The organism is Pelomonas cellulosilytica, assembly GCF_021353265.1.
GTDB classification, from domain to species: domain Bacteria; phylum Pseudomonadota; class Gammaproteobacteria; order Burkholderiales; family Burkholderiaceae_C; genus Pelomonas; species Pelomonas cellulosilytica.
The window spans coordinates 401,452-427,338 of record NZ_JAJTWU010000001.1; the positions used below are offsets into that span (position 1 = coordinate 401,452).

General features: G+C 69.8%; 26 protein-coding genes and 1 tRNA gene. 7 read left to right on the forward strand and 20 right to left on the reverse strand.

Annotated features, from left to right (window positions below):
• Positions 1–11: 11 nt before the first annotated feature.
• Genes LXT13_RS01565 through LXT13_RS01605 form a run of 10 tightly spaced genes read right to left on the reverse strand, consistent with a single transcriptional unit; the run spans position 12 to position 10,413 of the window.
• Positions 12–2,648, reverse strand: coding sequence for a hybrid sensor histidine kinase/response regulator (locus LXT13_RS01565; RefSeq protein ID WP_233369845.1), 2,637 nt, complete (start codon positions 2,646–2,648; stop codon positions 12–14).
• 56 nt (positions 2,649–2,704) lie between these two features.
• A complete protein-coding gene (locus LXT13_RS01570) occupies positions 2,705–3,724 on the reverse strand; it encodes a GGDEF domain-containing response regulator (RefSeq protein ID WP_233369846.1) in 1,020 nt (339 codons plus the stop codon).
• Positions 3,725–3,734: 10 nt separating this feature from the next.
• Positions 3,735–5,759, reverse strand: a complete 2,025-nt coding sequence (locus LXT13_RS01575; RefSeq protein WP_233369847.1) for a hypothetical protein — start codon at positions 5,757–5,759, stop codon at positions 3,735–3,737.
• Positions 5,759–5,887, reverse strand: a complete 129-nt coding sequence (locus tag LXT13_RS28375) for a hypothetical protein (RefSeq protein WP_255719197.1) — start codon at positions 5,885–5,887, stop codon at positions 5,759–5,761. The genes LXT13_RS01575 and LXT13_RS28375 overlap by 1 nt, the downstream gene beginning before the upstream one ends.
• The gene (locus LXT13_RS01580) at positions 5,887–6,819 is read right to left on the reverse strand and encodes a bifunctional heptose 7-phosphate kinase/heptose 1-phosphate adenyltransferase (protein WP_233369848.1); all 933 of its coding nucleotides are present in this window, start codon (positions 6,817–6,819) and stop codon (positions 5,887–5,889) included. The genes LXT13_RS28375 and LXT13_RS01580 overlap by 1 nt, the downstream gene beginning before the upstream one ends.
• The gene (locus tag LXT13_RS01585) at positions 6,816–7,304 is read right to left on the reverse strand and encodes an adenylyltransferase/cytidyltransferase family protein (RefSeq protein ID WP_233369849.1); all 489 of its coding nucleotides are present in this window, start codon (positions 7,302–7,304) and stop codon (positions 6,816–6,818) included. The genes LXT13_RS01580 and LXT13_RS01585 overlap by 4 nt, the downstream gene beginning before the upstream one ends.
• Complete coding sequence (locus LXT13_RS01590) at positions 7,253–7,924, reverse strand: D-glycero-alpha-D-manno-heptose-1,7-bisphosphate 7-phosphatase (protein ID WP_233369850.1); 672 nt, start codon at positions 7,922–7,924, stop codon at positions 7,253–7,255. Before LXT13_RS01590 ends, LXT13_RS01585 begins: the two co-directional genes overlap by 52 nt.
• A 7-nt stretch (positions 7,925–7,931) precedes the next feature.
• A complete protein-coding gene (locus LXT13_RS01595) occupies positions 7,932–8,690 on the reverse strand; it encodes an SDR family oxidoreductase (protein ID WP_233369851.1) in 759 nt (252 codons plus the stop codon).
• Positions 8,691–8,725: 35 nt separating this feature from the next.
• Positions 8,726–9,196 (reverse strand): hypothetical protein, encoded by a 471-nt coding sequence (locus tag LXT13_RS01600; protein WP_233369852.1) that lies wholly within the window; start codon positions 9,194–9,196, stop codon positions 8,726–8,728.
• A gap of 41 nt (positions 9,197–9,237) precedes the next feature.
• Positions 9,238–10,413, reverse strand: coding sequence for a zinc-dependent alcohol dehydrogenase (locus tag LXT13_RS01605; protein ID WP_233369853.1), 1,176 nt, complete (start codon positions 10,411–10,413; stop codon positions 9,238–9,240).
• Positions 10,414–10,508: 95 nt separating this feature from the next.
• Between LXT13_RS01605 and LXT13_RS01610 the strand changes: the two genes are divergently transcribed.
• The 3 genes from LXT13_RS01610 (at position 10,509) to LXT13_RS01620 (ending at position 14,914) form a co-directional block, all read left to right on the forward strand.
• Complete coding sequence (locus LXT13_RS01610) at positions 10,509–10,847, forward strand: hypothetical protein (protein ID WP_233369854.1); 339 nt, start codon at positions 10,509–10,511, stop codon at positions 10,845–10,847.
• Position 10,848: 1 nt separating this feature from the next.
• Positions 10,849–12,021, forward strand: coding sequence for a glycosyltransferase (locus tag LXT13_RS01615; protein WP_233369855.1), 1,173 nt, complete (start codon positions 10,849–10,851; stop codon positions 12,019–12,021).
• 319 nt (positions 12,022–12,340) lie between these two features.
• Positions 12,341–14,914, forward strand: coding sequence for a chemotaxis protein CheW (locus tag LXT13_RS01620; RefSeq protein WP_233369856.1), 2,574 nt, complete (start codon positions 12,341–12,343; stop codon positions 14,912–14,914).
• A 448-nt stretch (positions 14,915–15,362) separates the two neighbouring features.
• On the opposite strand, the gene LXT13_RS01625 is transcribed toward LXT13_RS01620, so the two are convergent.
• The 5 genes from LXT13_RS01625 to prfB form a co-directional block, all read right to left on the reverse strand.
• Positions 15,363–15,438, reverse strand: a tRNA-Thr gene (locus LXT13_RS01625).
• 49 nt (positions 15,439–15,487) lie between these two features.
• Positions 15,488–16,504: a class 1 fructose-bisphosphatase gene (locus LXT13_RS01630; RefSeq protein ID WP_233369857.1), complete on the reverse strand. Its 1,017-nt coding sequence runs from the start codon at positions 16,502–16,504 to the stop codon at positions 15,488–15,490.
• Positions 16,505–16,507: 3 nt separating this feature from the next.
• On the reverse strand, positions 16,508–19,171 hold the full coding sequence (pepN, locus tag LXT13_RS01635; protein ID WP_233369858.1) for an aminopeptidase N: 2,664 nt from the start codon (positions 19,169–19,171) through the stop codon (positions 16,508–16,510).
• Positions 19,172–19,202: 31 nt separating this feature from the next.
• On the reverse strand, positions 19,203–19,646 hold the full coding sequence (locus LXT13_RS01640) for a hypothetical protein (protein ID WP_233369859.1): 444 nt from the start codon (positions 19,644–19,646) through the stop codon (positions 19,203–19,205).
• 79 nt (positions 19,647–19,725) lie between these two features.
• Positions 19,726–20,830 (reverse strand): peptide chain release factor 2 gene (gene prfB, locus LXT13_RS01645; protein ID WP_233369860.1). Its coding sequence is split into 2 segments (ribosomal slippage): positions 19,726–20,748 and positions 20,750–20,830, totalling 1,104 coding nucleotides; the frame shifts between segments, so codons are not numbered across the junction.
• 40 nt (positions 20,831–20,870) lie between these two features.
• Here prfB and LXT13_RS01650 point away from each other — a divergent pair.
• On the forward strand, positions 20,871–21,173 hold the full coding sequence (locus LXT13_RS01650; protein WP_233369861.1) for a DUF4212 domain-containing protein: 303 nt from the start codon (positions 20,871–20,873) through the stop codon (positions 21,171–21,173).
• Between the two features lie 2 nt (positions 21,174–21,175).
• Here the strand turns inward: LXT13_RS01650 and LXT13_RS01655 are convergent, their stop codons facing one another.
• A complete protein-coding gene (locus tag LXT13_RS01655; RefSeq protein ID WP_233369862.1) occupies positions 21,176–22,075 on the reverse strand; it encodes an alpha/beta fold hydrolase in 900 nt (299 codons plus the stop codon).
• Between the two features lie 44 nt (positions 22,076–22,119).
• Here LXT13_RS01655 and LXT13_RS01660 point away from each other — a divergent pair, with 44 nt between their 5' ends.
• Together LXT13_RS01660 and LXT13_RS01665 are read left to right on the forward strand one after the other, a co-directional pair.
• Positions 22,120–22,650 (forward strand): GNAT family N-acetyltransferase, encoded by a 531-nt coding sequence (locus LXT13_RS01660; protein ID WP_233369863.1) that lies wholly within the window; start codon positions 22,120–22,122, stop codon positions 22,648–22,650.
• A 58-nt stretch (positions 22,651–22,708) separates the two neighbouring features.
• Positions 22,709–23,008 (forward strand): hypothetical protein, encoded by a 300-nt coding sequence (locus tag LXT13_RS01665; protein WP_233369864.1) that lies wholly within the window; start codon positions 22,709–22,711, stop codon positions 23,006–23,008.
• Between the two features lie 12 nt (positions 23,009–23,020).
• On the opposite strand, the gene LXT13_RS01670 is transcribed toward LXT13_RS01665, so the two are convergent.
• The 4 genes from LXT13_RS01670 to LXT13_RS01685 are packed head-to-tail and all read right to left on the reverse strand — an operon-like array spanning position 23,021 to position 25,252.
• The gene (locus LXT13_RS01670; protein WP_233369865.1) at positions 23,021–23,671 is read right to left on the reverse strand and encodes a hypothetical protein; all 651 of its coding nucleotides are present in this window, start codon (positions 23,669–23,671) and stop codon (positions 23,021–23,023) included.
• A gap of 5 nt (positions 23,672–23,676) precedes the next feature.
• A complete protein-coding gene (locus LXT13_RS01675; protein ID WP_233369866.1) occupies positions 23,677–24,408 on the reverse strand; it encodes a hypothetical protein in 732 nt (243 codons plus the stop codon).
• Positions 24,409–24,452: 44 nt separating this feature from the next.
• On the reverse strand, positions 24,453–24,692 hold the full coding sequence (locus LXT13_RS01680) for a helix-turn-helix domain-containing protein (protein ID WP_233369867.1): 240 nt from the start codon (positions 24,690–24,692) through the stop codon (positions 24,453–24,455).
• Positions 24,693–24,703: 11 nt separating this feature from the next.
• Positions 24,704–25,252, reverse strand: coding sequence for a DUF2975 domain-containing protein (locus LXT13_RS01685; protein ID WP_233369868.1), 549 nt, complete (start codon positions 25,250–25,252; stop codon positions 24,704–24,706).
• Positions 25,253–25,339: 87 nt separating this feature from the next.
• Between LXT13_RS01685 and ybaK the strand changes: the two genes are divergently transcribed.
• Entirely contained in the window at positions 25,340–25,834 is a 495-nt protein-coding gene (ybaK, locus tag LXT13_RS01690; protein WP_233369869.1) for a Cys-tRNA(Pro) deacylase, read from the forward strand.
• The last annotated feature ends 53 nt before the right edge of the window (positions 25,835–25,887 follow it).

Sequence of the window (25,887 nt, forward strand, 5' to 3'; positions counted from 1 at the left end):
GCGGCGACCGATCAGGCCGCCAGGCAGCATTCGATCGCCGCATAGATCTGCTCGAGCTCCACCGGCTTGGCGAGGTGGGCATCGAAGCCGGCGGCGGCCGTGGCGAGCCGGTCGCTGACCTGGGCGTAGCCGCTGGTGGCGACCAGGATCAGCGGTCGCCCGTCGGCCACGGCGCGCAGCCGGCGTGCCACTTCCAGGCCGTCGATCCTGGGCAGTCCGAGGTCCAGCAGCACGACCTCGGGCCAGTGGCATGCCGCGGCGTCCAGCGCCTGTTCGCCGTCGTGGGCCAGCGCCACAGCGTGGCCGTCCATCTCCAACAGCGCGGCCAGGCTGCGCGCGGCGTCGAGGTTGTCGTCCACGACCAGCAGGTCAAGCGGCGCCAGCCGCGGTGGCGTCGGCATGCTGGATGGCAGGGCTGCGGCGTCTAGGCTGCGGTGGCGCGGCAGGCAGACGACGAAGCGCGCCCCGACGCCCGACCTGGGCGTCTCGTGCCGCACGTCGCCGCCGTGCAGCTCGGCCAGCCGCTTGACCAGCGCCAAGCCGATGCCGAGCCCGCCCTGCGAGCGCTCCAGCGTGCGCCGGTCCTGCGTGAACAGCTCGAAGAGATGCGGCTTCAGTGCGTCGGAGATACCCGGGCCGTCGTCCTGCACGGCGATGGTGAGCTTGTCGTCGTTGCGGGCGCGCACCAGCACGGCGATGTGTCCGCCTGGCTGCGTGTACTTGACGGCGTTCGTGACGAGGTTGGAGACGATCTGTGTTAAGCGTGCCGGGTCGGCCACCAGGTCCAGGTCGGGCGGCACTTTGACGGTGAGGGTTTGGCCGCGCTCACGGGCCAGCGGGCGGACGGCTTCGATGGCCTGGAAGACCGAGGTGGCGATCAGCACGTTCTCCAGGCGCAGCTCGATGCGGCCCTGCGTGATGCGGCTGCCTTCCAGCAAGTCGTCGACGAGACGCGTCAGCTGCGCGGTCTGGCGGTGCAAGATGTCTATCGCGGTCTGGCGCCGCGCGGCGTCGGTGCCAGCCTTCTCCAGCAGGTATACGGCATTGGTAATGGGCGCCAGCGGGTTGCGTAGCTCGTGCGCCAGCATCGCCAGGAACTCGGTGCGACGCTCATCGGCCTGCTGCAGCACCTGCTCGATGCGCTTGCGCTCCGTGATGTCGAAGTTGACGCCCACCATGCGGGTGCCGCTGCCCGCAGGCTCGTGCAGCACCCGGCCCCGGCTGACAAGCCAGCGCACCTCGCCGTCGGGCCGCGTCACGCGGAACTCGGTCTCGTAGTCGCCACCGCGCACAAGGACGTCGGCCATGACGGCGTCCAGCGTGGCCCGGTCGTCGGGATGCACCATGGCCAGGAACTCCCGCGTCAGCGGCAGCCTGTCGGCCGGCAGGCCCAGCAGGCTGTAGACCTCCGGGCTCCAGAAGCAGTCTTCGCGGCTCGGCACCCAGTCCCACACGCCCATGTGTCCGGCATCCAGCGCCACCTGCAGGCGCTGCTGCGAGTGTTGCAACGCCCGCTCCCGGTCCAGCAACAAGGCCTCGTAGGCCTTGGCTTCGGAGATGTCGCGAGTGATCTCCAGTACGCGTTCATTGCCGTCGCTGACGCGCTGCATGACCGCATTGACGGTGATGCGCCGGCCGTCCTTCGTCACATGGATGAGTTCACCGCGCCAGAAGCCGCTGTTGCGCAGCGCCTCGTCCTTGTGCGCCTCGGGACCGGGGTACTCGGTGTGCAGCAGCTGGTTCGGGGGACGCCCCAGGGCCTCCGCAGCACTGTAGCCGTATTGCATCTCGGCGCCATGGTTCCAGTACTCGATGCCACCGGCGGGCGTCCACACGAAGATGCCATCGAAGGCCAGCTGCAGCAGCTGCGCCTGGTACTGCAGCTCCTCGCGGTCACGGTGGGCGGCGGTCACGTCGCGTGCCACGCCGATCATGCGCAGCGGGTGGCCCTGGGCATCGGTGTCCACGATCTTGCCCTGCAATGCCACCCACGCCGTGTGGCCACGCGCATGACCCATGCGGCACTCGCAGTCGAAGCTCGGCGTGCTGCCCTGCAGATAGGCGTCCAGGCAGGCGTTGGCCCGGTCCCGGTCTCCGGGCAGGACGAGAGACAGCCAGTCGCGCCGCGTGCGGCCTGTCTGGCCAGGGAAGAAACCCAGCACCTGACCCCAGTTGCCGGTGTACTGCATCCGGTCCTCGGGAATCCTCCACTCCCACATCGCCTGGCCTGCGGCCTCCATGGCCAGCTCCAGGTTCTGGCGGCTGCGGCGCAGCGCGTCCTCGGCGCGTCGCTGCTCGGTGACCTCCTCGGCCACGATGCTGAGTCGCTGCACGACGCCGGCCTCGTCGCGCATCGGCATGATCTGCTCGCGCCAGACCCGCTCCACGCCCGGCTGCGCGGGCGTCTCGCCGCGGATCTCGAGGTCGTTGATCGCGTGGCCGCTCTCCAGCACCTGTCGCAGCAGGGGCTCGGCCTGGTCCGCCAACGCCGGCAGCAGTTCGCGCACGGTGCGGCCCAAGTGGGCCTCCACGGTCACGCCGTTCATCTCGGCCAGCCGTTCGTTGATGCTCAGGAACCGAAACTCCCGGTCCAGCACGGCCAGACCGATGGGAGCGCTGCGGTAGATGGAATCCAGCTCGGTGCGCATGGTTGGAGCGTAAGGCATCGACCCGTAGTGGTCCGTCGGCGGCTCCACACTGACCGTCACAAACCCATCAGCTCGCTGGTCGTGCAGTCCCGGCCGCGCGACTTGGACAGGTACAGCGCCCGGTCGGCACGCTCCAGCACGGCGTCCAGGCTGTCGCCCGGCTGGGCCTGGGCCACGCCGGCGGAGAAGGTGTAGGCGATGCCGTCGAGGGCGCCCAGGCTGCGGCGCACGCGTTCCAGCGCCGTGCAGGCGTCGGTGAGCTCGGTGCCGGGCAGCAGCAGCAGGAATTCTTCGCCACCCAGGCGGCCCATCGCCTGGCCGGCGCGCAGCAGGCTCTGCGTGTGGCGGCAGAAGTGGCGCAGCACGGCGTCACCGCCGGCGTGGCCGTGCAGGTCGTTGATCCGCTTGAAGTGGTCCAGGTCCAGCACGGCGAAGCACACCGGCCACGAATGGCGTCGCGGGTCGGTGAGCGCGGTCTGGGCCAGCTTCAGGATGTGGCGACGGTTGGGGATGCCGGTGAGTTCGTCGGTGAAGGCAGCGTGCACCGCGGCCTCGTGGGCGCGTTCGAGTTCAGCGGCCATGCGCTGGTTGGCCCGCAGCAGGCGCTCGCAGTCGTCCTTCTGGTCGCGCAGCGCCTTGCGCTGCAGGTAGAGCGCGACGAAGGCCTGCACCTTGCTCTCCAGCACGCGCGGGGCCACGGGCTTGACGAGAAAGTCCACGCCGCCGGCTTCGTATCCACGGAAGGTGCGGGCAGCATCGCCGCTGGCGCCGGTGAGGAAGATGATGGGCACCTCGCGTGATTGCGGATCGTCCCGCATCGCTTCGGCCAGCTCGAAGCCGTCGATCTCGGGCATGTTCACGTCCACCAGCGCCAACGCGAACTCATGTTCCCGCAGCCGCGCCAGCGCGTCGGCGGCGGACGCAGCCGACACCACCTCCAGCCCTGGCCGGTCCAGGATCAGCTTGGTGGACAGCCGGTTGTCAGCGCTGTCGTCGACGTGGAGCACATGCGTGACCCCGGCACCACCCGCCGGCGCCGGATCGGCATCGCCATCGGAGCAGGGCAGGGGCGGCATCGCGAGCCTTTCAACGCAGCGGCGCGGCGCGCAGGCGAAGCCGGTTTCCGTGCGCCAGCAGCGTGCGCAGCGCAGCCTGCAGGTCGGGCTCTTCCTCGGCAACCGCAGCCAGCGGTTCCGGGCCGCTCCAGCCCTGCGGGCCGGCCCAGGGCTGCACCTTCTCCACCGTGGCGGCCAGTGCCGCATGCAGGCTGTCATGCACGGGCCCCAGCCAGAGCAGGTTGGCTGGCCAGGGCGCGCCCTGGGCCGGCGCGGAAGCGTCCACCAGCAACTGCTGCCGTGGGCGCTGCTCGGCGAACTGGCGCAGCCGCCATGCTGCTGCCTCGGACATCACGGGCGGCGCGAGCAGCCAGCACCGCGGCTCGGGAATGCCTGCCAGCAGCCGGGACATCTCCTCGGCGTCGTAGCCGTGCGGCGCAGGGCGGCGTGCAGCCGCCACGGGCCACGCCGCGGGCAGCCGGCCGCGCGCATGGCGCAGCACGTCGCCCTTAGGGGGCACAAGCGCGTCCGGCTGCAGGATGACACCGGCCACCTGCAACTCGCGCCACCAGGCCGGGTGGCCGTCGCCGCGCCAGCCGGCCAGCCAGCACACCCAGCGCTCGCGGCCTGCCTGGCGCAGCGCGGCGCGCACCAGGGCCAGCTGCGCGGCGCTCGGCGCCTCGGCCCAACTGCTGGCGCCACGGCCGTGCAGCACCAGCAGTTCAGCGCGTGGTGCCAGCGTATGCTGGCGCAGCAGCGTGTCGGCCGGTGCGGCCCGCGGCGGCTCCAGCACACATAGTGGGCGTGTGGCGGACAGCGCGGCTACCAGCGCCTCGCGCGGCGCGCGCCAGTCTTCCCACGCGCAGGGCAGCACCAGCAGTAGGCCGGTGCGCGTCGGCTCGTCCACCAGCTGGCGTTGCCAGGCGGCCAGCGCGCGGGCCACGGGCCGGTTCAGGCTGCGAGTCTCCGGCGCCTGCAGGTGCCACAGGCCGCTGCGGTGCCAGCGTGTCGTGTCGTTCCAGTCGGGGCGGTCGAGCAGCGGATACAGGCATACGCCTTCCAGCGGCACGCCGGCGGCGCGCGCGCGGCGCGCCTCGCCGGCGATCTCGTGCAGCCAGGCCGCGCGGCCCACGCCGATGTGGCCGGTCTCGGCAACAATCATCGGCCGGCGATAGCGGCGCCACACTTCGGCCAGCAGCGTGGAAAGCGGCTGGCGGCGCGGGTCGCGCAGGTGCCAGGGCAGGCGCTTCTCGCCGGGCACCTCCCACTGGCTGGAGTGGTAATGGTTCAGGCCGAGCCAGTCCAGAGCGTCGGGCTGGCCGCCGAGTCCCGGGTCCATGCGGCCCGATAGCATGTCGAAGGTCTGCCACTGGTAGGCCTCGATCGTTCGGGCCAACTGCACCTGCTCGGCATCGGCCGCGTCCTGCGGCGCCACGTGCAGCACCGGCTCCACGTGCAAAAAGCGGCACTGCGGGTCCTGCGCGCGCATGGCCGCCATGCCCGCCAGCGCGGCACGCACGAGGCGCTGCTTGATCTGGTAGCCGCTGATGCGCGTGTCTTCGGCGGTGCCCTGCCGCTGCAGGCCGGCCGCCCCCAAGTCGCCTGTGGCGCTGGCGGCCCACGACAGGAAGCTGATCTCGTTGATCGGCGTGTAGAAGCGCGTGCCCGGGCACAGCGGCGCCAGCGTGCGCGCCGCCTCGCTTGCAAACCGGGCGAAGCGCGGGATCAGCGCGTCGTCCAGCAGCGTCAGGTCGGCTGGCAGGCCGTAGTGCATGACCGTCCACAGGATCTGCAGGCCCTGGCGGCGCGCGGCCAGCGCCATGCGAACGACGCGCGTGAAGTCGAACGTGCCGTCGGGCCGCTCGCACAAGCGCCAGCCGATGCTCTCCCTCACGCAGCGCAGGCCGAGGCGGCGCGCGGCGCGATAGTCGGCGTCCAGGCGCTGGTCGTGGCCGGTGGCGGCGACCATGTCCAGCATCTCGCCGGCGCCGTTGAGGTGATCGGCGCCTTCATAGCCGCCCATCCAGAATGAGGCCAGCGGTGGTGGTGCGGGCATCACGGCGCCAGTGCCTCCTCGACGAGCGCGCACCAGGTGTGGCCGATGAGGAGGTGCGCCTCCTGCATGCGCGCCGTGCGCTGGGGCGGTACGTGTAGCGGGCGCAAGGCCGAGGGAAGGGCGCTCATCAGGGGGCCAGTTCTTCCAGCGTGACGGCCGCAGTGCCGAACTTGCCGACCACCAGGCCGGCGGCGCGGTTGGCCAGCCGCACGGCGTCCTCCAGCGCGTCGCCGCGCGCCAGCGCGAAGGTCAGCACGGCCAGCACGGTGTCGCCGGCGCCGCTCACGTCATAGACTTCGCGCGCCTCGGTCGGCACGTGCAGGCAGCCGCCGCCGCGGCTGTATAGGCTCATACCGGCTTCGCCACGCGTCAGCAGCACGTGCTCGATGTCCAGCCGTTGTTGCAGATCGCCGAGGCGAGCGCACAACTCGGCCTCGCTCGCCCAGTCGCCGACGGCGTCGCGCAGTTCCGCCACATTGGGCTTGAGCAGCCACGCGCTGCGGTAGGCGGACAGGTCCCGGCGCTTGGGGTCCACCAGCACGCGGCTGCCCTGCAGGTTGCAGTGCTCAATGAGGAGATCCGGCCGGGCCAGCGCGCCTTTGGCGTAGTCGGACAGCAGCACCCAGCGGTGGCGGGCACCCAGCTCGCGTGCGAGACCGGCCAGCTCGTCAACGGGCGCTGGCGGAGGCGCGCTCTCCACGTCCATGCGCAGCAGCTGCTGGCGCTGGCTGACGAGGCGGATCTTCTGCGTCGTCTGCACGTGCGGGCTGCGCACGAGACGCTGCGTGATGCCCGGCTCGTCCAGCAGCTCCACGAGGCAGGCGCCGGCGGTGTCGGTGCCGATGAGCCCAGCCAGCGTCACGGGGCATTGCAGCCGGGCGAGGTTCAGCGCCACGTTGGCCGCACCGCCGGTGCGCTGCGACTGCTGGGCGAGCCTGAGGATGGGCACGGGCGCCTCGGGCGAGATGCGGAGCACGGCACCGTCCAGGTAGACATCCAGCATGCAGTCGCCGACGACGAGCACTGACGGCGGCGCGCTGAAGACCTCGGACGGATTCATGCGGCATCCCGCATCTGCTCGTTCAGCCGCGTGCTGGAATGGCCGTCCAGATGGGGCACGATGACGACGCGCCCGCCCCAGCTGCGCACCTGGGCTGCCTCGGGCAGCGTGTCGGCGCTGTAGTCGCCGCCCTTGACGTAGATGTCGGGCTGCAGGGCGTCCAGCAGTTCGGCCGGCGTTCGTTCGTCGAACCAGGTCACCCACGACACGCAGCCCAGCGCGGCCACGACTCGGGCGCGCTGGTCCAGCGCGTTGAACGGCCGCTCGCCCGGCTTGCCGAGGTTGCGTGCCGAGACGTCGCTGTTGAGCGCGACGACCAGCGTGCCGCCCTCGCGCCGCGCGGCCTCCAGGCAGCTCACATGGCCGGCGTGCAGCACGTCGAACACGCCGTTGGTCACGACCAGCGGCCTCTCCAGCCACGGCACCCGTTCAATCAGGCGTTCAGGGTCGAGGCATTCGACGGTGCTGTCCCATGCGGGTTCCATCGTGCGTCTCCGGTGGCGGTTTGCAGGGCCTGCTCAATGTGGTCGGCCACGGCGGCCCAGTCGGTGAAGACGGCGTCAGGCTCGCGCAGCGGCGACCGCCGCCACGTTGTCTCGCCGCCGCTGTCGAACAACAGGCCGCCGGCGCCGGCGCGGTGTCCGGCCTCCACGTCGTCGAGGATGTCGCCCACCATCCACGAGCGCGACAAGTCCAGCCCGTGGCGGTGCGCGGCGCGGATCAACATGCCTGGCGCTGGCTTGCGGCACAGGCAGCCGGGGCGACCCTCGGCGCCGGCGGCGTGCGGGCAGACCTCGAAGCCGTCGATCGCGACGCCGAATTCCTGTTGCAGGCGTTGCAGCAGCGCCTGCTGCAGCCGGGCGAACTGTGCACGCGTGAAGTAGCCGCGCGCCAGGCCGCTCTGGTTGGTGACGATGACGAGCGCGATGCCCGTGCGCTGCAGCCGCGTCAGGGCCTCGCCCGCGCCGGGCATGAAGCGCAGCAGCGCCGGGTCGGCGTTGTAGGGCACGTTCTCGATCAGCGTGCCGTCCTTGTCGATGAACAAGGCCGGCCGCAGCGGGCGCTCCACCGGCGGGGGCATCAGCATGGCCAGGGGGTCGAGCACGCCCATGTCACGGCCACGATGATTCGCGCATCGGCAGCACGGTCATCTCGGGGACGACGGTGCCTTCCGGTTGCTGGAGCATCCACCGCACGGCCAGCGCGACGTTGATGGGGTCCTGCAGCTTGCTCTCGTCGATGCCGGGAAAGCGATCTAGCAGGAAGGGCGTGCGCATGCCGCCGGCGACGATGGCGCCAACGCGGATGTTCTGCTCGCGCAGCTCCGAGTGCAGCGCATGCGACAGGCCCAGCAGTCCCCACTTGGTGGCGTGGTAGGCGCTGGCGTTGGGCCAGGCGCGTTTGGACGCCGTGGACGCGATGTTGACGACGTGGCCGCCGCCCTGGCGGGCCATGTGGGTGGTGGCGAACTTCGTCATCAGAAGCGGTCCCGACAGGTTGGTGTTCAGCACGCGCTGCCAGTCGGCCACGCTGAGCTCGGCCAGCGGCTTGGTGACGTCGATGGCGGCGTTGTTGACGAGGGCGTCGAGCCGGCCGAACTGCGCGGCGGCGTCGTTGACGACGCGCTCGCATTGCGCGGGGTCGCTCACGTCCAGCGCGACGGCGACAGCCTGGATGTCGCGCTCGCCCAGCACGGCGGCCGTGTCCTGCGCGCGCTGCAGCTCCACGTCGGCCAGCACGACGCGCATGCCGGACTCGCCCAGCACCTGCGCGATAGCGGCGCCGAGGCCCCGGCTGCCGCCGGTGATGAGCGCCACCTGGCCTTGCAGCGAGGACAGGTCGGGCGTGGATGAAGGGAAAGTCGAGGTCATGTCTTTTCTCGAAGTTGCAGGAAATCGGGGCGCGCTCATGACGGGCAGGACGACACCCAGGCGCGGGCGCGCAGCTGCGCGGCGACCATCAGGGAGAAGCACTCGTCCCAGATCGGAAAGGCGCCGCTGGCAGCCACCACGAGTCCGTCGACGTAGACGCTGCCCCACAGCGGCGGATCGTCGGCATGCAGGCGGTGCGGCTCGAGCAGCTGCAGCCGGCGGCTGTCCATGCGGTGGCGCCACGAGAGCCGGGCCTTGCGCCGGGCGTAGTCGGCGTAGTCCACGTCCCAGCGGTCGCGGTCACCGAGCGACTGCTCGCAGAGGACGACCGGTTCGTCGCCGTCAGACCGCGTCGGGTCCAGCACGACGAGGTGCAGAACGCCGAGGCCGCTGACGTCGGGCCGGGTCAGCTGGGCCAGGATGGCAGGGGCGACCGCCGTGATGGCGGCGCGGGCGACTTCCTCCGTGAGGAAGCGGCTGCGGGAGGCGGGGGGTGTGGTGTCCATGCGGCGACCGCATGGCAAGCTGCGTGCCCGCGATCCCCCTGCTATGCGCTCATTCCGGGCGTCAGGATGATCTTGCGGCAGCCGTCCTGCTTCTTGTCGAACATCTCGTAGCCACGGGCCGCTTCGTCCAGCGTGAGGTGGTGCGTGACGATGGCCTCCGGCCTCAGGGTGCCCAGCCCGATGTACTCCAGCAGCTCCGGCATGTAGCGCTGCACGTGGGTCTGCCCCATGCGGAACTGCAGGCCCTTGTCGAACGCATCGCCGAACAGGAAGGCGTGGATGAAGCCGGCGTAGACGCCCGGCACGCTGACGATGCCACCGCGGCGGGTCGCGGCGATGGCCTGGCGCAGCACCTCGCCGCTGCTGCCTTCGAGCTTGAGCGTCGTCAGCACCGTCTCGACGGCGCTGCCCTTGGCCTCGAAGCCGACCGCGTCGATGCTGGCGTCGACGCCCCGGAACTGCGTGGCCTCGATGATGGCCTGGGCCGGATCGTCCATCTTGGCGAAGTTGATCGGCTCGGCGCCGTATTGCTCGGCGGCGAAGCGCAGGCGCTCCTCGTGTTGATCGACGATGAAGATCTTCTCGGCGCCTTTCAGGCGCGCGCAGGCCGCGCTCATCAGGCCCACGGGGCCGGCGCCGAAGATGGCCACGCTGGTGCCCGGGGCGACCTCGGCATTGAGCACGGCCTGGTAGCCGGTGGGCAGGATGTCGGACAGGAACAGCACCTGCGGGTCGCTCAGTGCATCCGGCACGCCGATGGGGCCGGTGTTGGCCATCGGCACGCGCACGAACTCCGCTTGGCCGCCCGGCACGCCGCCGTACAGGTGCGTGTATCCGAACATCGCCGCGCCCGGGCGCAGGTCCTTCTTGTTCAGGATGGCGCCGCGGCCGTCGTTCGTTGTCTCGCAGCCGGCAAAGAGTTGCCGCTCGCAAAAGTAGCACGCGCCGCAGGCGATGACGAACGGGATGACGACGCGGTCGCCGCGCTTGACGCGAGTGACGGCCGGGCCGGCTTCCTCGACGACACCCATGAACTCGTGGCCGAGGATGTCGCCCTCCTTCAGTCCCGGCACCTTGCCGCGGTAGAGGTGCAGGTCCGAGCCGCAGATGGCCGTGGCGGTGACGCGCAGCAAGATGTCCTGTGGGTGCTGGAGGACAGGGTCGGCCACGTTGTCGACGCGGACGTCCTGGGTGCCGTGATACGTGAGTGCGCGCATGGGGTCTCCTTGGGGTCGCACCACCAGGCAAGGCTCGTGCCGTGGCCGGGAACGTCCGTTGCCCGTGGTGGCCCCCTGGACTGCGTTTCTCCTCCATGAGCAACACCCCCGACCGTGGCGCCCAAGTGATTCCGACCGGCGACGGCGCCCGCAGCACCGCCGGCACCGACTACGGCGACTGGCGGCCGGCCCGACCGCGCGGCCCCCATGGCTACGACTTCGAGAAGCGCTTTGACCCGACGTCGCCCGACGCCGCCTTGCTCGACCCCGACTACCGGCGCCTGCGCGACGAGCATGCGCGTGAGCTGGACGCCCACTACCCGCGTTGGCAGCAGATGCGCTACGAGCGCTTCGCTGAGGACTTCGACCGCTGGCGCCAAGAGCGCCTCGACCGGATCAAGCCGGACGACCCAGGAACTGCCGGCGCGGCCTGACATGCCGCCCGCGCTGACCGCCGCCCGCGCGGCGCCGCTGCACGTGCTGGAGGTGGTTGGCAACGCCATCGTGGGCGGCATGGAGAGCTGGGTGGAGCGTTTCATCGAGCGCATGCCGCGCGAGCGCTTTCGCTTCACGGCGCTGGTGCCGGTGGAGGGGCCGTTCGCGGACCGGCTGCGGTCGCTGGGGGCCGAAGTGCACACGGTGCCGATGGCAGACGACCCGTCGTGGGTTAGCCTGCAGACGACGCTGGCGCTGGTGCAGTCGCAGTTGGTGGATGTGCTGCATGCCCACCTGCCGCGTGCCCATGTGCTGGCCGGGCTGGTGGGCCGGTTGGCGGAGCGGCCCGTCATCGCGACCTTGCACGGCCGAGAGGTCGGCATGCTGGACCTGGAAGTCCATCGCGCCACCGGCAGCCACCTCTGCGTGGTGTGCCGGCCGAGCCACCGTCATGCGCTCGGCCTGGGAGTGCGGCCGGAACAGCTCAGCTGCGTGCCCAACGGCGTGGACACCGCCATGTTCCAGCCGCGGCTGCGGGGCCATCGCACGCTGCGCGAGTCGCTCGGCTTGCCGCAGGACGCCACGCTGCTGGGCTTCGTCGGCCGGCTGTCGCCGGAGAAGGGGCCGGAGGTGTTCCTGCAGGCCATGCACGTGCTGGCGCGGCGGCATGTTGGGGCGCATGCGGTGATCGTCGGCGACGGGCCGATGCGGGCAAGCCTCATCGCACAGGCCGAGCAACTGGGGCTGGAGGGGCGTGTGCATCTCATAGGGCTGAGGGAGGATATGCCGGCCGTCTACCCCGAACTCGACGTGGTCGTGTCCACCTCCCATTCCGAAGCGATGCCTCTGGCGTTGATGGAGGCCATGGCCTGCGGGCTGCCCGTCGTGGCGACGCGGGTGGGGGGCGTACCGGACCTCGTGCAGGACGGGCACACCGGTTGGCTCGCCGCGCCGGGTGACTTCCATGGCACTGGGCAGCATTGCGCCACGCTGCTGGCCGACGAGGCGTTGCGCCGCCGCATGGGCCGACACGCGCGGGAGCGTGTCGTTGCGCGCTTCGACCTGGGCGCCTGCGTGGACGGCATGGCACAGTTGATCGAACGCCTGGCCGCGCCTGCCAACGCCGAGGCCGCTCTGGCCATGCCGACCCGGCAGTTTCTGCGGCAATCCTGACGGCGCTTCCCGGCTGTGGCGGGATCTCGCCACAGCGCGGACGACCTGCCACCTAACGGTGCGCCACGTTGACCGATTCTGGCGCCGCCCGCCCCATGCCGGGGCGTCCATGCGGCATCCCGAGGCGCTCGGAGGTTCGCCAGCCAAGGTGCAGCGCTGCGTCTCGGAACAGGTCCCGCGTTGAGCCGCGCCACAACCCGCATGAATGCACAAGGTGGCTCGACCAGACCTGCCCATCCTGCAGTGAACGCCACCGTGGGCACAGCGCTTGCAGTTACGCGGTGTTTCATTTGACCTTGTGACCGAGAACTCGAAAGCGATGAAGAAGATTTGGCACCGGGGGCTGCCGTTCAGCCCCGAAGTGGCCCCGTACCTGCGGCGCATGGCGCTGGTTGACGAACACCGGGAAGAACTGTTGCGGTTGCAAGGGGTGTGGGACAGCCTGGCGCTGCTGGGGCAGATGAGCGGCACGGCAACCGACATCGGGCAGACCCGCACGGCCTTCCAGAACCTCACGACCACGCTGCTTGACAGCCTGGCCCGCCGCCTGCGTGACAACGCGCTGGCTCGCATGAACGGGCGTGCTCGCGTGGCCATCGACATCCTCGTGCGCAACTTGTTTGAGCGCACGGCCGATGTGGGATTTCTCGCCTCCGACGGTCCTCTGTGCGCGCATGCGGCGCTGGACCCTACGGCCCCGGACCATGCAACCAGGCGCGCCGCGGTGCAGGCCCGTCTTGCTGCCTACACGGCCAAATACTCGGTGTATGACGACGTCATCGTGCTGTCGCCCCGCGGCGAGGTGCTGGCGCGGTGCGATGACAGCCAGCCGCTCACGAATTGCGACGAGCCGTGGGTGGCCGCTGCGCTTGCCTCCGATGCGCCGTACGTCGAGCGCTTCGGGCCGACGGCGTTGCTGGGCGGCCGCCAGGGGCTGATTTATGCGCGAGCTCTGCATGCGCCTTCCGGCGTCGTGGGCCTGCTGTGCCTGTCCTTCAAGCTGGCCGACGAGATGAGCGCCATCTTCCACCAGCTGCTGGCGGGCCAGGACGTGCATGCCGTCATCTGCCTGCTGGACGCCGAGCATCGCGTGCTGCAGAGCTCCGATGCGTGGCAGGTGCCGCCGGGCGCGCAGCTGTCCATCCACGGTGAACGCCTGCTGTTCGCCGGACGCGACTATCTGTGCGCGACGGCCACGGCCAGTGGCTACGAGGGCTACATGGGCCCGCCCGGTTGGACTGCCTGCGTGATGACGCCGCTGGAATGGGCCTTCGACGGCGAGGCCGACGCCGCCGCCAACGAGGACCTGCGCCGTCTAGGCGAGGCCATCGACACGGCCCAGCTGTTCGATGCGGAGCTGCAAGGCATTCCGCTGGAGGCTAGGCGCATCCAGCGCAACCTGTCCCGCACGTTGTGGAACGGCAAGCTGCGCAGCCACGGCCAGGGCGACGGCGAACGTGGCGCCAGCTTCGCGACGACGCTGCTCAACGAGGTGCAGCGCACCGGCGCGCAGTTGCGCCAGGTGTTCGAGCAGGCGATCGCCAAGCTCCAGGGAGCCGCGCTGGCGGCCGTGTTCGACGGCGCCGTCTTCCAGGCGCGGCTGGCCGTCGACATCATGGACCGCAACCTCTACGAGCGGGCCAACGACTGCCGCTGGTGGGCACTGGACGTGCGGCTGCAGCGCGCGCTGGCCGCGCAGACGACACTCGATGCGCCGGCCGCCGCCGCCGAGGCGCAGCAGGTGCTGCAGCAGATCAATGCGCTCTACACGGTCTACTCGTTGCTGCTTGTTTACGACCTGCAGGGTCGGGTGGTGGCGGTGTCGGACACGGCGCAAGCCCACCACGTGGGCCGTTCGCTGCAGGCGCCCTGGGTGGCTGCCGCCCTCGGGTTGCGTGACCCCGAGCGCCATGTCGTCTCGCGTCACGAGGCCAGCCCGCTGTATGGCGCGGCCGACGGTGACGCGGGCGAGCGGCCCACCTATGTCTATGCCTGCGCCGTGGCGCATGAAGGCCAGATCGTGGGCGGCATTGCCATCGTCTTCGATGGCGAGCCGCAGTTCGGCGCGATGCTGAAGGCGTCGCTGCCGGACGAGGCGGGCGACAGCGCCGTGCGCTCGGCCGGGCTGTTCGTGGCGCGCGACGGGCGCGTCGTGTCCAGCACCGACGGCCGCTGGACGCCGGGTTTGCCGGGGCCCATCTCGCCAGCCGTCCTCGCAGCCCTGCATGCCGGGCAGACGGCGCGGCAGGAGTTGCAGATCGACGGCCGCGTCTACGCGGCGGGCATTGCCATGTCGCAAGGCTACCGCGAGTACAAGCGCGGCCAGGCGGCGTCCGGCGAGGATGTCGCCGCGTTGCTGCTCGTGCCGCTGGGGCAGCGGCGCGACGGCCCGCAGGACGGCGCGGAAGCGGGCTTCGTACCGCCGCCTGCGCAGGCGGGCGGCGAGCGTCTGGACATCGCCGCCTTCAGCGTCGCGGGCGAGTGGCTGGGACTGCCGGCCGGCCTGCTGGTGGAAGCGCTGGAGCAGCCGCGCCTGACCGCCTTGCCCAATGCGCCACGTGCGCTGGTGGGCATGCTGCAGCACGACAACCGCATGGTGCCGGTTCTGGACCTGAGCCTGGCGCTGTATGGTCGCGCCGCGGCGGCCAGCGATGCGCCAGTGCTGATCTGCCGCGAGGCCGGCCGCACGCTAGCGCTGCGCGTCGACGAACTGGGCGCCGTGTTCAGCATCGCCGCTGGCCAGGCGCTGGCCGGCCCGGGCCAGCGGGCACGCCTCGTGCGCGGCGGCGAGGGCTCGTCTTCCAGCATGCTGACGCTGCTGTCGGCGGCCGATCTGTGGGCGCATCTGGGCGTCGACGCGGAACCGGCCCAGTCCGCGCTGCCTGCACAGTAAGCCCCATGGCCTCGCCGGCGCACGCGGCCAACGACGGCCGGGGCGATTGAGTGGCTGGCCTGCCCCATGGGCAGGGCCCGAGCATTCCTGAGGGAGCAAAGGCGCTAAGGTTGCGGGTCCGGCCGCAGATGAAGATCACTTCGTGAAGCTGGTGCTGGCAGAGTTCACGGCGCTGCATCCTGCAACGCGGTGAGATTCGGCTTGAGGCCTTTGGAATTCGCTGCATGGCAGGACGCGCAAGGGCATCGGCCGTCGTGACCGCTGGGTCGCAGGCCGAGCCAGCATGTGGTTGGCTAAGCCGGTCGAAACCGACTCCGCGACGAGAGTGGGTGTCGAGATCAGCGTTAGAGATCACGCCGATTTTTGTGCCATGGCACAGCAGAAAAGCGCGCCAAAAATCAAAAAAGCCGCACAAGGCGGCTTCATAACTGATTGATTTTCTTGATTTTGGTGCCGGCAAGAGGAGTCGAACCCCCGACCTTCGCATTACGAATGCGCTGCTCTACCAACTGAGCTATGCCGGCCCGCTTTGGCGGTTTTCAGCGTTGCCGCCGAAGCCCGCCATTATAGCCACTATTTTCGAGCGTTCTCAAGGTGGTAGGCCGTGACGCGCTCGACCTCATTCTTGGACCCAAGCGCCACGGCGACGCGCTCGTGCAGCTTGGTGGGTTGCAGGTCGAGGATGCGCTCGCGGCCGTTGGTGGCAGCGCCGCCGGCCTGCTCGACGATGAAGGCCATCGGGTTGGCCTCGTACATCAGCCGCAGCTTGCCGGGCTTGTCGGGCTCGCGCTGGTCCCACGGGTAGAGGAAGACGCCGCCGCGCGTGAGGATGCGGTGCACGTCGGCCACCATGCTGGCGACCCAGCGCATGTTGAAGTCCTTGCCGCGCGGGCCGTCCACGCCGGCCAGGCATTCGTCGATGTAGCGCGTCACCGGCGGCGCCCAGTGGCGCTGGTTGGACATGTTGATCGCGAATTCTTTCGTGTCCTCGGGGATGCGCACGCCGTCCTGCGTCAGCACCCAGGAGCCGGTCTCGCGGTCCAGTGTGAAGATGGCTACGCCGTCGCCGACCGTCAGCACCAGCATGCTCTGCGGGCCGTAGACGCAGTAGCCGGCGGCGGCCTGCTGCCTGCCGGGCTGATGGAAGTCTTCCTCGCTGACGCCGCGCGAATGGCCCACCTTGCGCAGCACGCTGAAGATCGTGCCGATGCTGACGTTCACGTCGATGTTGGACGAGCCGTCGAGCGGGTCGAACAGCAGCAGGTACTCGCCTTGCGGGTAGCGGTTGGGCACGACGTAGATGCTGTCCATCTCCTCGCTGGCCATTGCGGCGAGGTGACCGCCCCATTCGTTGGCCTCGATGAGTACCTCGTTGGCGATGATGTCGAGCTTCTTCTGCACCTCGCCTTGCACGTTCTCGCTGCCGGCCGAGCCGAGCACGCCGCCCAGCGCGCCCTTGTTGACGGCGATGGCGATGCGCTTGCAGGCGCGCGCGACCACCTCGATCAACAGCCGCAGCTCCTGCGGAATGTGGCCGTGCTCGCGCTGCTGCTCGATGAGGTATTGGGTCAGGCTGGTCTGGCGTGACATGGTTCAGGCTCCAGAGGCGAGGGCGCGCTCGACGATCTCGCGCACGTCGGGGGACAGGTCGGGCTTGGCGGCGACGCGGGCCACGGCCTCGCGGGCTGCGCTGCGATAGGGCTCGGCCAACTGGGCCCAGCGGTCCATCGCGCGGGCGACGCGGCTGGCGAGCTGCGGGTTGATGGCGTCGATGGCCAGCACCTGCTCGGCCCAGAACACATAGCCCGCCGCGTCGGCACGGTGAAAGGCGGCCGGGTTGAACATGCACAGTGAGGCGAGCAGGCTGCGCGCGCGGTTGGGGTTCTTCAGCGTGAAGTCGGCGTGCTTCGTCAAAGCCTTCACGCGGGCGAAGACTCGCCCGTCCGCCTCGGGTGCACGAGCCTGCAGCGCGAACCACTTGTCGATGACGAGGGCGTCGTCCTTGAACAGCGCGTGGAAGCGTTCCAGCGCCGGCGCCGCCAGCTCCGCATGGGCATTGACGAGGGCGGCCAGCGCACCCAGGCGGTCCGTCATATTGGACGCATCTTTGAAGCGCTGGTAAGCCTTGCCGGGCCAGACGGCGTCGCCGCTGGCGCGGGCATCCAGCACCAGCATGGACAGCGCCAGGTTGGCCAGCGCGCGCTTGCCGGACGACACCGGGTCGGGTGTGTAGCCGCCCTGGATCTGGTTGGCCTCGAAGGCCGCGGCCCAGTCGTCGCGCAGCGCGGCGGCGAGCTGCTGCTGCGCGGCCATGACGGCCGCGTGGATGGCCTGCGGGTCGACAGCGTCGAGCTGCTCGGCGATGTAGCTCTCGCCTGGCAGCGTAAGCGCCAGTTCCTTGAACGCCGGATCCAGCTCGGGGTGGTTCAGCACGCCGCGCATGGCCTCGATGAAGGCATTGCTGAGCTGCAGCGGCTGGCCGCCACGCAGCGCCGCGAGGATGCGGTTCAGCGCCAGGCGCTGGCCGGCTTCCCAGCGGTTGAATGGGTCGCTGTCATGGCGCATCAGCACCAGCAGCGCGGCGTCTGACAGGCCGTCGTCCAGCACGACCGGAGCCGAGAAGCCGCGCAACAGCGACGGCACGGGCTCGCTGTCGATGTTCTCGAACGTGAAGGTCTGCTCGGCCTGGTCCAGCACGAGCACGGTTTCCGTGGCGCCAGAGGCGTCCAGCGGCAGGGCCGCGCCATGGCGGTCCAGCAGGCCTGTGACGATGGGGATGACTTGCGGCTGCTTGTCACCCTGGCCCGGCGTGGCGGGCGTGTGCTGCGTGAGCTTGAGCGTGTAGGTGCGCGCCGCGGCGTCATGCTCGCCATGGGCCGTGATGCGCGGCGTGCCGGCCTGCGAGTACCAGCGCTTGAAGGCGTCCAGCCTTGTCGCGAGCGCCGAGCCGGGGTTGGCGTCGGCAATCGCCTGCGCGAAGTCGTCGCAGGTCACGGCCTGACCGTCGTGGCGCTCGAAGTAAAGCTTCATGCCTGCTTCGAAGCCCTTGCGACCGACCAGCGTCTGGTACATCCGCACGACCTCGGCGCCCTTCTCGTAGACGGTGGCGGTGTAGAAGTTGTTGATCTCGCTGTAGCTGTCCGGGCGCACCGGGTGGGCCATCGCGCCGCTGTCCTCGGGGAACTGCATGGCGCGCAGGCCGCGCACGTCCTGGATACGGCAGACGGCACGGGCCGACAGGCTGCCGGCCATGTCCATGCTGAACTCCTGGTCACGGAAGACGGTCAGGCCTTCCTTCAGCGACAGCTGGAACCAGTCGCGGCAGGTGACGCGGTTACCGGTCCAGTTGTGGAAGTACTCGTGCGCCACGATGGACTCGATGCGCGAGAAGTCGGCGTCGGTCGCCGTGGCCGGCGAGGCGAGCAGGGCACTGGTGTTGAAGATGTTCAGGCCCTTGTTCTCCATCGCGCCCATGTTGAAGTCGGACACACCGACGACCATGAAGCGCTCCAGGTCCAGCGGCAGCTTGAAGCGCGCCTCGTCCCAGACGATGGAGGCGATGAGGCTGTTCATCGCATGCTCGGTCTTCTCCAGGTCGCCACGGCGCACGTAAACCTGTAGCAGGTGATCCTTGCCGGCGCGGGTGCGGATGCGCTGCTCGCGCGTGACGAGGTCGCCCACGACGACGGCGAACAGGTAGCTGGGCTTCGGGAAGGGGTCGTGCCACTTGGCGAAGTGGCGGCCGTTGTCCAGCGTGCCGGTCTCCACCAGGTTGCCGTTGGACAGCAGCACCGGGTACTTCGTTGCATCGGCGCGCAGCGTCACCGTGTAGACGGCCATCACGTCGGGCCGGTCCAGGAAGTAGGTGATGCGGCGGAAGCCCTCGGCCTCGCACTGCGTGAAGAAGCTGCCGCCGGACGTATAGAGGCCGGACAGCGCGGTGTTCTTGTCTGGGCAGCAGGTGTTGCGGATCTCGAGCGCGAAGTCCTCGTCTGGCGGGTTGTCGACGACCAGCTCGGCACCTTCCTGGCGGAACGACACACCGGCGCCGTTGATCAGCACGCGCAGCAGGTTGAGTTCCTCGCCATGCAGGCGCAGCGGCCCGTGCGGCACGGCGCGGTTGCGCTCAACCTGCATCTTGCTGGTGACGAGGGTCTTCGCCGGGTCGAGGTCGAACGTCAGGTCGACCTGGCGGATCCAGTACGCCGGTTGCTGGTAGTCCAGGCGATGGATCAGGGGGGCGGTGCCTTCACGCATGAGGGGCGTCCTTGTGGGGGGAAGGGAAGGGTCAATGCGCTGCGCGGTTGCCCGACAACAGCCAGATACCGGCCAGGCACAGGGCCAGGCCGGCGAGTTGCTTGAGGCTCACGGCCTCCTTGAAGACGACCAGGCCGATGACGAGCAGCGCGCCCGTCACCACCGAGGCCGACAGCACGAAGGCGCTGGAGAGGCTACCGCCAGCGCGGTAGGCCAGCAGAAAGCCCAGTTCGATGAGGACGATGGCGACCGCCACGCCCCACACTGCGCCGCCCAGCTCGCCCACGGCTTGCGGCAGCGGCGTGGACAGCGGGAACAGGGCGAACAGCGGCAGGCTCATCACGGCGGCGCCCGCGTAGAACGCGATCAGCGCCAGCACAGGGTGGGCGCCGGGCGCCACCTGCTTCTGCATGAAGTGGTAGAGCACCTGGCCGGTGATGGCGATGGCCATGGCCAGCGCAAAACCGGCCTTCATGGCTTCCCGCCCGACCGCCCGACAGGCGCCTGCATCCCCAGAGGGAGCAGCGAGCGCGGCGAGCGTGCGGGCCTCATCGTCACACGCCTTGTTTCAGCGATTCGGTGATGAAGGGGTCGAGGTCGCCGTCCAGCACCTTCTGCGTGGCGGAGGTCTCGTAGTTGGTACGCAGGTCCTTGATGCGGCTCTGGTCCAGCACGTAGGAGCGGATCTGGTGGCCCCAGCCGACGTCGGTCTTGGTGTCTTCCAGCTTCTGCTGCTCTTCCATGCGCTTCTTCATCTCATGGTCGTAGAGCCGCGAGCGCAGGCGGCGCCAGGCGACGTCGCGGTTGCTGTGCTGGCTGCGGCCGTCCTGGCACTGCACGACGATGCCGGTCGGGATGTGCGTCAGGCGCACGGCCGAGTCGGTCTTGTTGATGTGCTGGCCGCCGGCGCCGCTGGCGCGGAAGGTGTCGGTACGGACGTCCGCCGGGTTGATGTCGATCTCGATGGAGTCGTCCACCTCGGGGTAGACGAACAGCGATGCGAACGACGTGTGCCGGCCACCGGACGAGTCGAACGGCGACTTGCGCACGAGGCGGTGCACGCCGGTCTCGGTGCGCAGCAGGCCGAAGGCGTACTCGCCCTCCACCTTGATCGTCGCACTCTTGATGCCGGCCACGTCGCCGGGCGTCTCATCTTCCAGGGTCGCCTTGAAGCCCTTGCGCTCGCAGTACTTCAGGTACTGGCGCAGCAGCATGCCGGCCCAGTCGCAAGCCTCGGTGCCGCCGGCACCGGCCTGGATGTCGATGAAGCAGTTGCTCGGGTCGGCCGGGTTGTTGAACATGCGGCGGAACTCGAGTTCCTCGACTTTGGCCTGCAGCGTCTTGGCGTCTTCCTCGATGGCCTGCATGCCGGCCTCGTCGCCTTCTTCCTTGCTCATCTCGAAGAGCTCGGCGTTGTCGGCCAGCGAACTGCTCAGGTGCGTGATCGTCTCGACGACCGCTTCGAGCGTGCGCTTTTCCTTGCCCAGTTCCTGGGCGCGCTTCGGGTCGTTCCAGACGTTCGGGTTCTCGAGCGAGGCGTTGACTTCGTTCAGGCGCAGTGCCTTGCGGTCGAAGTCAAAGATACCCCCTTAGCGCGTCGGTGCGCGCTGAGAGGTCGGCCAGCAGGTTGCCGATTTGGTTGATGTGTTCGATGTCCATGAGGAGCTTCGTGCTTCTTCGGAAAAACGCGGATTTTCACATGGGCCAGAATCCTGTGATGAGCGATGCATCGCGGGACACCTACTGGCGCCGCGCCCGCCGGCTGACGGTGGGGCTGCTGCTGGCCTGGGCCGTCATTGCGTTCGCGCCGGTGGTGTTTGCCCGCGAGCTCAGCGTGGAGGTGTTCGGCTGGCCGCTGGCCTTCTGGCTGGCCTCGCAGGGCGCGCTGATCGGCTTCTGTGTCATCGTCGTCGTCTACGCTTGGCGCATGCGTCGGCTGGAGGTGGAGGTGACCCACGCCGAACCGGCCGCCGAAGGCGGCATGACGGGACGATCCACCTAGGTTTACCCAGCCAGGAACGCGTCAATCTGCGCGGCCAGCGCCTCGGGCTGGTCGTGGTGCAGCATGTGGCCAGCGTCGGCCAGCACGCTGCGCTGCACCTGCGGGACCTCGGCCAGCCGCGCCTCAAAGTCCTCGCGCGGAAAGCGCCGGCCCCAGAAGCGCGCGAGCTGGTCCTCGCTGCCCTCCACCCACAGCACCGGCGCGGCAATGCGCCGCCAGCAGGCCAGCACCTCGTCCTTGCGGTACAGCACCGGGTTGGCCAGCTTGTGAGCAGGATCGGCATTCAGCACGAAGCCCTCGGCCGTCTCGCGCGCCCAGTGCCCGGCGAGCCAGGCGGCCTTGTCGGGCGTGAGCCGGGCGTTGTTCTTCATCAGCCGCTCGGCCACGGCAGCCAGCGTGGCGTAGGGGCGCAGCTCGGGCGGCGCCTTCAGCTCGTCCAGCCAGCGGTTCAGCCGCTCGGGCGCTGCTGCGGAGGCCACGTCCGGCATGCCGAAGCCCTCCAGGTTGATCAGCCGGCGGATGCGCTGCGGCCGCACGCCGGCATAGCTCATCGCCACGTTGCCGCCCATGCTGTGGCCCAGCAGGTCCACCGGAGCACCGGGGCTGAGCCGGTCCAGCAGCGCGTCCAGGTCGCCCAGGTAGTCGGGGAACCAGTAGCAGTCGGCGCCGGCGCGGTCGCTCAGGCCGAAACCGCGCCAGTCCAGCGCGACGATCTCGCGCTCGCCGGCCAGCGCGTCGACGACGAACTGGAATGAGGCCGCCACATCCATCCAGCCATGCAGCATTACCAGCGGCGGCTGGCCAGGCAAGGGCTGACCCCAGCGCAGCACATGGTGCCGCAGGCCGCGCAGGGTCAGGAATTCACTGCGCGAGGAGCGACGTAGGGGATAGACATGAGTCATATCCGCACTGTAGGACACCCCAGTCCGCGGACAATGCGGGCACCATGCCCGCACCCCGTCACGACATCCGCGCCGCCGAGCCGCGCGACCTGCACGCCATCGTCCAACTGATCAGCGAACTGGCCGAGTTCGAGAACCTGACCCACCTGCTGGAGGTCTCGCCCGAGAGCCTGGCGCCGCATCTGTTTGGCGACACGCCGGCGGTGGAATGTCTGGTGGGCGAGATCGGCGGTGAGGTGGTCGCCTTCGCGCTGTTCTATCAGAACTTCTCGACCTTCCTGTCCAAGCCGGGCCTGTACTTGGAAGACCTGTACGTGCGCCCCGCCCACCGCCGCAGCGGCCTGGGCCGGGCTTTGCTCATCGAGCTGGCGCGGCTGGCCTGCGAGCGAGGCTATGGTCGCTTTGACTGGACCGTGCTGGACTGGAACGAGGACGCCATCCGGTTCTACGAGAAGCTGGGCGCGGAGGTGTTGCCCGAGTGGCGCATCTGCCGGTTGACCGGCGACGCGTTGGAGCGCTACAGCGACGGCGACCGGCCAAGCATGTGGTCGCCGTCGGCCTGGCTGGGGCTGTAGCCGGCCTGCGGCACGCCGATTGCCGTGCGGGCGGCCTTTGCCACCCGAGGAGCACGCCATGTTCGCCCTGCCTATTTCCCGCCGCCGCGCGTCCCCCCGCGCGTTGATGCTGCCGCTGGCCGGCCTGCTGGTGCTGCTCGGCGCTTGCCGCCGCGAGGTGCCGCCCACGCCCGTGCCCACGCCGGCCGAACCGGCGTCGCAGGTGGCGCCCAGCACCGATCTGCGCGGCGCGTCCGACCATCCGCAGGCGCCGCCCGCGGTGGGGGCCGTCACGCCCAACCAGGACGGCGGCGCCAGCGTGGGGGGCGCCGTGCCGCCCACCAGTGGCGACGGCTCCGCCTCGGCCGCATCGCGCTGACGCCGCGCCGCGTCAGCGGCACTTGTAGGGCTTGCCCACCGTCTTGACGGCCCGCGGCGCGACGTTGCCGTTGAACGGATCGCTGTCGGTAATGCGCGAGCGGAACACTTCCATGCAGGTGTCGCCGCGGCGCATGACGGTGCGGTATTCGCCCAGCGCGCCGACGGACTGGGCGCGGTTCTCGCTGGTGGATTCCTCTACCCAGGCGCCCGCGCCGCCGGTGGCGTCGCCGATGCGATCCTCCAGCGTCAGGCGGGCCGTGTTGCTGCGTGGGTCGCTCAGTGCCGGATTGCGGGCCGCGTTGGCCGAGGCCGCGTAGCCGGGCGGTAGCGTCAGCCGCAGCGTCGTGCGCGGGGGCTCGGCGGGCGGTGGCAGGGCGACCGGAGGCGCTGCCGGCGCCGTGGCTTCGGCGGGCGCTGCGGCCGCATCGTTGGCAATGGGCGCGGGGCGGGGCGGCGCGGCAGGTGCGGCAGCTGGTGACGTCCTCGGCGGCGGAGTGGGCGTCCTGGCCGGCACAGGCGCGCGTGGCGGGATCAGCCGCACGGCCGTGAGCCGCCGTTCGCGCGGTGCATCCGGCGCCGGCGGCCGGTGCCACCACAGCGCCGCAAGCAGCCCCGCATGCAGCGCGACGACGAAGGTCCGGGCGGCCCAGCGGTGGTGCATGGCGATCAGTACTTGACGCTGATGCGCGTGCCCGGCGGTGGAATAAGGCGGGCGGCGTCCGGCCAGCGTTCCTCGCCGGTGAGCAGCGCGCAGGGCTTGGCGGGCGCGTCCTTCTTTGTCTCCGGGTCGCGCTCGCCGGCGGCCACGGGCAGCGGCAGGCCGAGCAGCTGGCCGTTTTCGCGCCATTCCAGCTCCCACGTAGGTGTGCTGCTGCAGACGCGCACGGCCTGGATGCGCGGGAACAGCGGGCGCAGGTACCAAGGCAGCATCTCCTCGCGCAGCCGGCGTGCGACGCGCATCAGCTGGCGCACCTTGGCCATGTCCAGTTGTTCAGGCGTGACGTTCAGTTCCAGCGTGCCACGCACGTTCAGCTTGCCCTTGGGCACGTTGGTCGCCAGGTCCGCCGTCGCGGCCTCGGTCTCGGGCAGCACGGGCATCGAGAAGACGCCGTCGTCGCCGATGCGGATCGGGTAGTCGGCCTCGTCGCTGCGCACGACGACGCGCTGCTGGCCCGCCGGCATGCCGGCCTTCTCGGCGTCGATGCGGAAGTCCATGCGCACCAGCCCCTCGCCGTAGCGCGCGAGCTTGGCCAGCACGGTGTTCATCTGCTTGTACGGGAACGCACTCGCGTCGCGCTTGAGGTCGGTGCTGACCGGCGGCAGGCGCACGGTCTCGGCGTCCTGCGCACGGGCGGTGAGGGCGAGCAGGGCCAGCAGCAGAGGAGGAAGCAGTCTCATGGCGGTGAGTTGTGTGGAGCGTCGTTGAAAGAGCGTGAAGGGGGTCAGGGCGCGTCGTCGTTGGCGGCCGGCGGCTCGGGGCCCGCTTCCCAGGCCAGCAGGTCGCCCGGCTGGCACTGCAGCACTTCGCAGATGCGCGACAGCGTGTCGAAGCGCACGCCGCGCACCTTGCCGCTCTTCAGCAGCGACAGGTTGGCCTCCGTGATGCCCACGCGCTCGGCCAACTCGCGCGAGCGCATCTTGCGGCGCGCGAGCATGACGTCGAGGGTGACGACGATGGGCATGGGACGCTCTGTCAGATGAACCCAGCGTTCTCGTCCGCCACGCGGGCGGCTTCGTGCACGACCTGTGCCAGCGCGAGCAGTAGCAGCCCGAAGAGCAGCGCCAGGTAATGGTCGGACGACAGGCTGAACGACAGCTGCCGCTGGCCCGCGGGGTTGCCCATCGTCAGCGCCAGGATGCCCAGCGTCTGGCCCAGCGGCTGCGCGGCGCTCAGTGTGCATAGGCCCAGGCCCAGCAGGCGCAGGTGCTGGGCCGGACGGCGGGCCAGCAGCTCGCCCTGGGCGAAGCAACCGAACAGCGCCCACATCTGCCACAGCGAGAACACGCAGGCCGAGGTCGGCAGCAGGGACGCCGCCAGTGCCCACAGGCGCGCGCCGATGTCCAGCTGCATCGTCGTCAGCCCCCAGGTCTTGGCCGCCACGGCCGCCACCCAGTCGGGCTGTGCCCAGAAGAAGAACGGCAAGCTGCCGATGAACAGCGCGCCGACGACGCACATCAGCCGGACGATCCAGGCCAGACGGCGGATGCGACGCAGGCCTTCGGCGGAGAAGGAGTCGGACATGAAGCGCTGCAGCAAGCCAAAAACTTACTGTAAAACAATAATTCGTTGTCGCCCGACAGAATGCAGCCACACCCCGAAAATGAAGTGATGAGCAAGAAGATCAGCCACGTCAGCGAAACCCCGGCCACCCAGGCGCTCAGGCGCGCCGGCGTCACGTTCACCGAGCATGTCTATGACTATGTCGAGCACGGCGGCACGGCCGAATCGTCCCGCCAGCTGGGCGTCGACGAGCACGCCGTCGTCAAGACGCTGGTCATGCAGGACGAGAAGGCCGAGCCGCTCATCGTGCTGATGCATGGCGACCGTACGGTCAGCCTGAAGGAGCTGGCCCGACAGATCCCGTGCAAGAAGGTCGAGCCCTGCAAGCCCGACGTGGCCCAGCGCCACAGCGGCTACCAGGTGGGCGGCACGTCGCCGTTCGGCGTGCGCAAGGCGATGCCAGTGTTCGTGGAGGCGAGCATCCTGGCCTTGCCGAAGATCTGCATCAACGGTGGACGGCGGGGTTATCTCGTGGGTATTGAGCCGAAGGTGCTGACCGAGCTGCTGGCCGCGCAGCCGGTGAATTGCGCCAACGCCGGCTGACAGGCCGTCACTATGCTTTACTGCCACGCCCGACGGAGTGCCGACGGGGTGTC

Coding starts and splice junctions, on each gene's coding strand:
- LXT13_RS01680 (WP_233369867.1), bottom strand. CDS start 24,692: ATGCCCATCGTCGTCACCCTCGACGTCATGCTCGCGCGCCGCAAGATG.
- LXT13_RS01655 (WP_233369862.1), bottom strand. CDS start 22,075: ATGACTCATGTCTATCCCCTACGTCGCTCCTCGCGCAGTGAATTCCTG.
- LXT13_RS01565 (WP_233369845.1), bottom strand. CDS start 2,648: ATGCGCACCGAGCTGGATTCCATCTACCGCAGCGCTCCCATCGGTCTG.
- LXT13_RS01620 (WP_233369856.1), top strand. CDS start 12,341: ATGAAGAAGATTTGGCACCGGGGGCTGCCGTTCAGCCCCGAAGTGGCC.
- LXT13_RS01575 (WP_233369847.1), bottom strand. CDS start 5,759: ATGCCCGCACCACCACCGCTGGCCTCATTCTGGATGGGCGGCTATGAA.
- LXT13_RS01615 (WP_233369855.1), top strand. CDS start 10,849: ATGCCGCCCGCGCTGACCGCCGCCCGCGCGGCGCCGCTGCACGTGCTG.
- LXT13_RS01670 (WP_233369865.1), bottom strand. CDS start 23,671: ATGCACCACCGCTGGGCCGCCCGGACCTTCGTCGTCGCGCTGCATGCG.
- LXT13_RS01605 (WP_233369853.1), bottom strand. CDS start 10,413: ATGCGCGCACTCACGTATCACGGCACCCAGGACGTCCGCGTCGACAAC.
- LXT13_RS01630 (WP_233369857.1), bottom strand. CDS start 16,504: ATGTCACGCCAGACCAGCCTGACCCAATACCTCATCGAGCAGCAGCGC.
- LXT13_RS01665 (WP_233369864.1), top strand. CDS start 22,709: ATGTTCGCCCTGCCTATTTCCCGCCGCCGCGCGTCCCCCCGCGCGTTG.
- LXT13_RS01685 (WP_233369868.1), bottom strand. CDS start 25,252: ATGTCCGACTCCTTCTCCGCCGAAGGCCTGCGTCGCATCCGCCGTCTG.
- LXT13_RS01640 (WP_233369859.1), bottom strand. CDS start 19,646: ATGAAGGCCGGTTTTGCGCTGGCCATGGCCATCGCCATCACCGGCCAG.
- LXT13_RS01595 (WP_233369851.1), bottom strand. CDS start 8,690: ATGACCTCGACTTTCCCTTCATCCACGCCCGACCTGTCCTCGCTGCAA.
- LXT13_RS01570 (WP_233369846.1), bottom strand. CDS start 3,724: ATGCCGCCCCTGCCCTGCTCCGATGGCGATGCCGATCCGGCGCCGGCG.
- LXT13_RS28375 (WP_255719197.1), bottom strand. CDS start 5,887: ATGAGCGCCCTTCCCTCGGCCTTGCGCCCGCTACACGTACCGCCCCAG.
- pepN (WP_233369858.1), bottom strand. CDS start 19,171: ATGCGTGAAGGCACCGCCCCCCTGATCCATCGCCTGGACTACCAGCAA.
- LXT13_RS01650 (WP_233369861.1), top strand. CDS start 20,871: ATGGGCCAGAATCCTGTGATGAGCGATGCATCGCGGGACACCTACTGG.
- LXT13_RS01660 (WP_233369863.1), top strand. CDS start 22,120: ATGCCCGCACCCCGTCACGACATCCGCGCCGCCGAGCCGCGCGACCTG.
- LXT13_RS01600 (WP_233369852.1), bottom strand. CDS start 9,196: ATGGACACCACACCCCCCGCCTCCCGCAGCCGCTTCCTCACGGAGGAA.
- LXT13_RS01675 (WP_233369866.1), bottom strand. CDS start 24,408: ATGAGACTGCTTCCTCCTCTGCTGCTGGCCCTGCTCGCCCTCACCGCC.
- LXT13_RS01585 (WP_233369849.1), bottom strand. CDS start 7,304: ATGGAACCCGCATGGGACAGCACCGTCGAATGCCTCGACCCTGAACGC.
- ybaK (WP_233369869.1), top strand. CDS start 25,340: ATGAGCAAGAAGATCAGCCACGTCAGCGAAACCCCGGCCACCCAGGCG.
- LXT13_RS01610 (WP_233369854.1), top strand. CDS start 10,509: ATGAGCAACACCCCCGACCGTGGCGCCCAAGTGATTCCGACCGGCGAC.
- LXT13_RS01580 (WP_233369848.1), bottom strand. CDS start 6,819: ATGAATCCGTCCGAGGTCTTCAGCGCGCCGCCGTCAGTGCTCGTCGTC.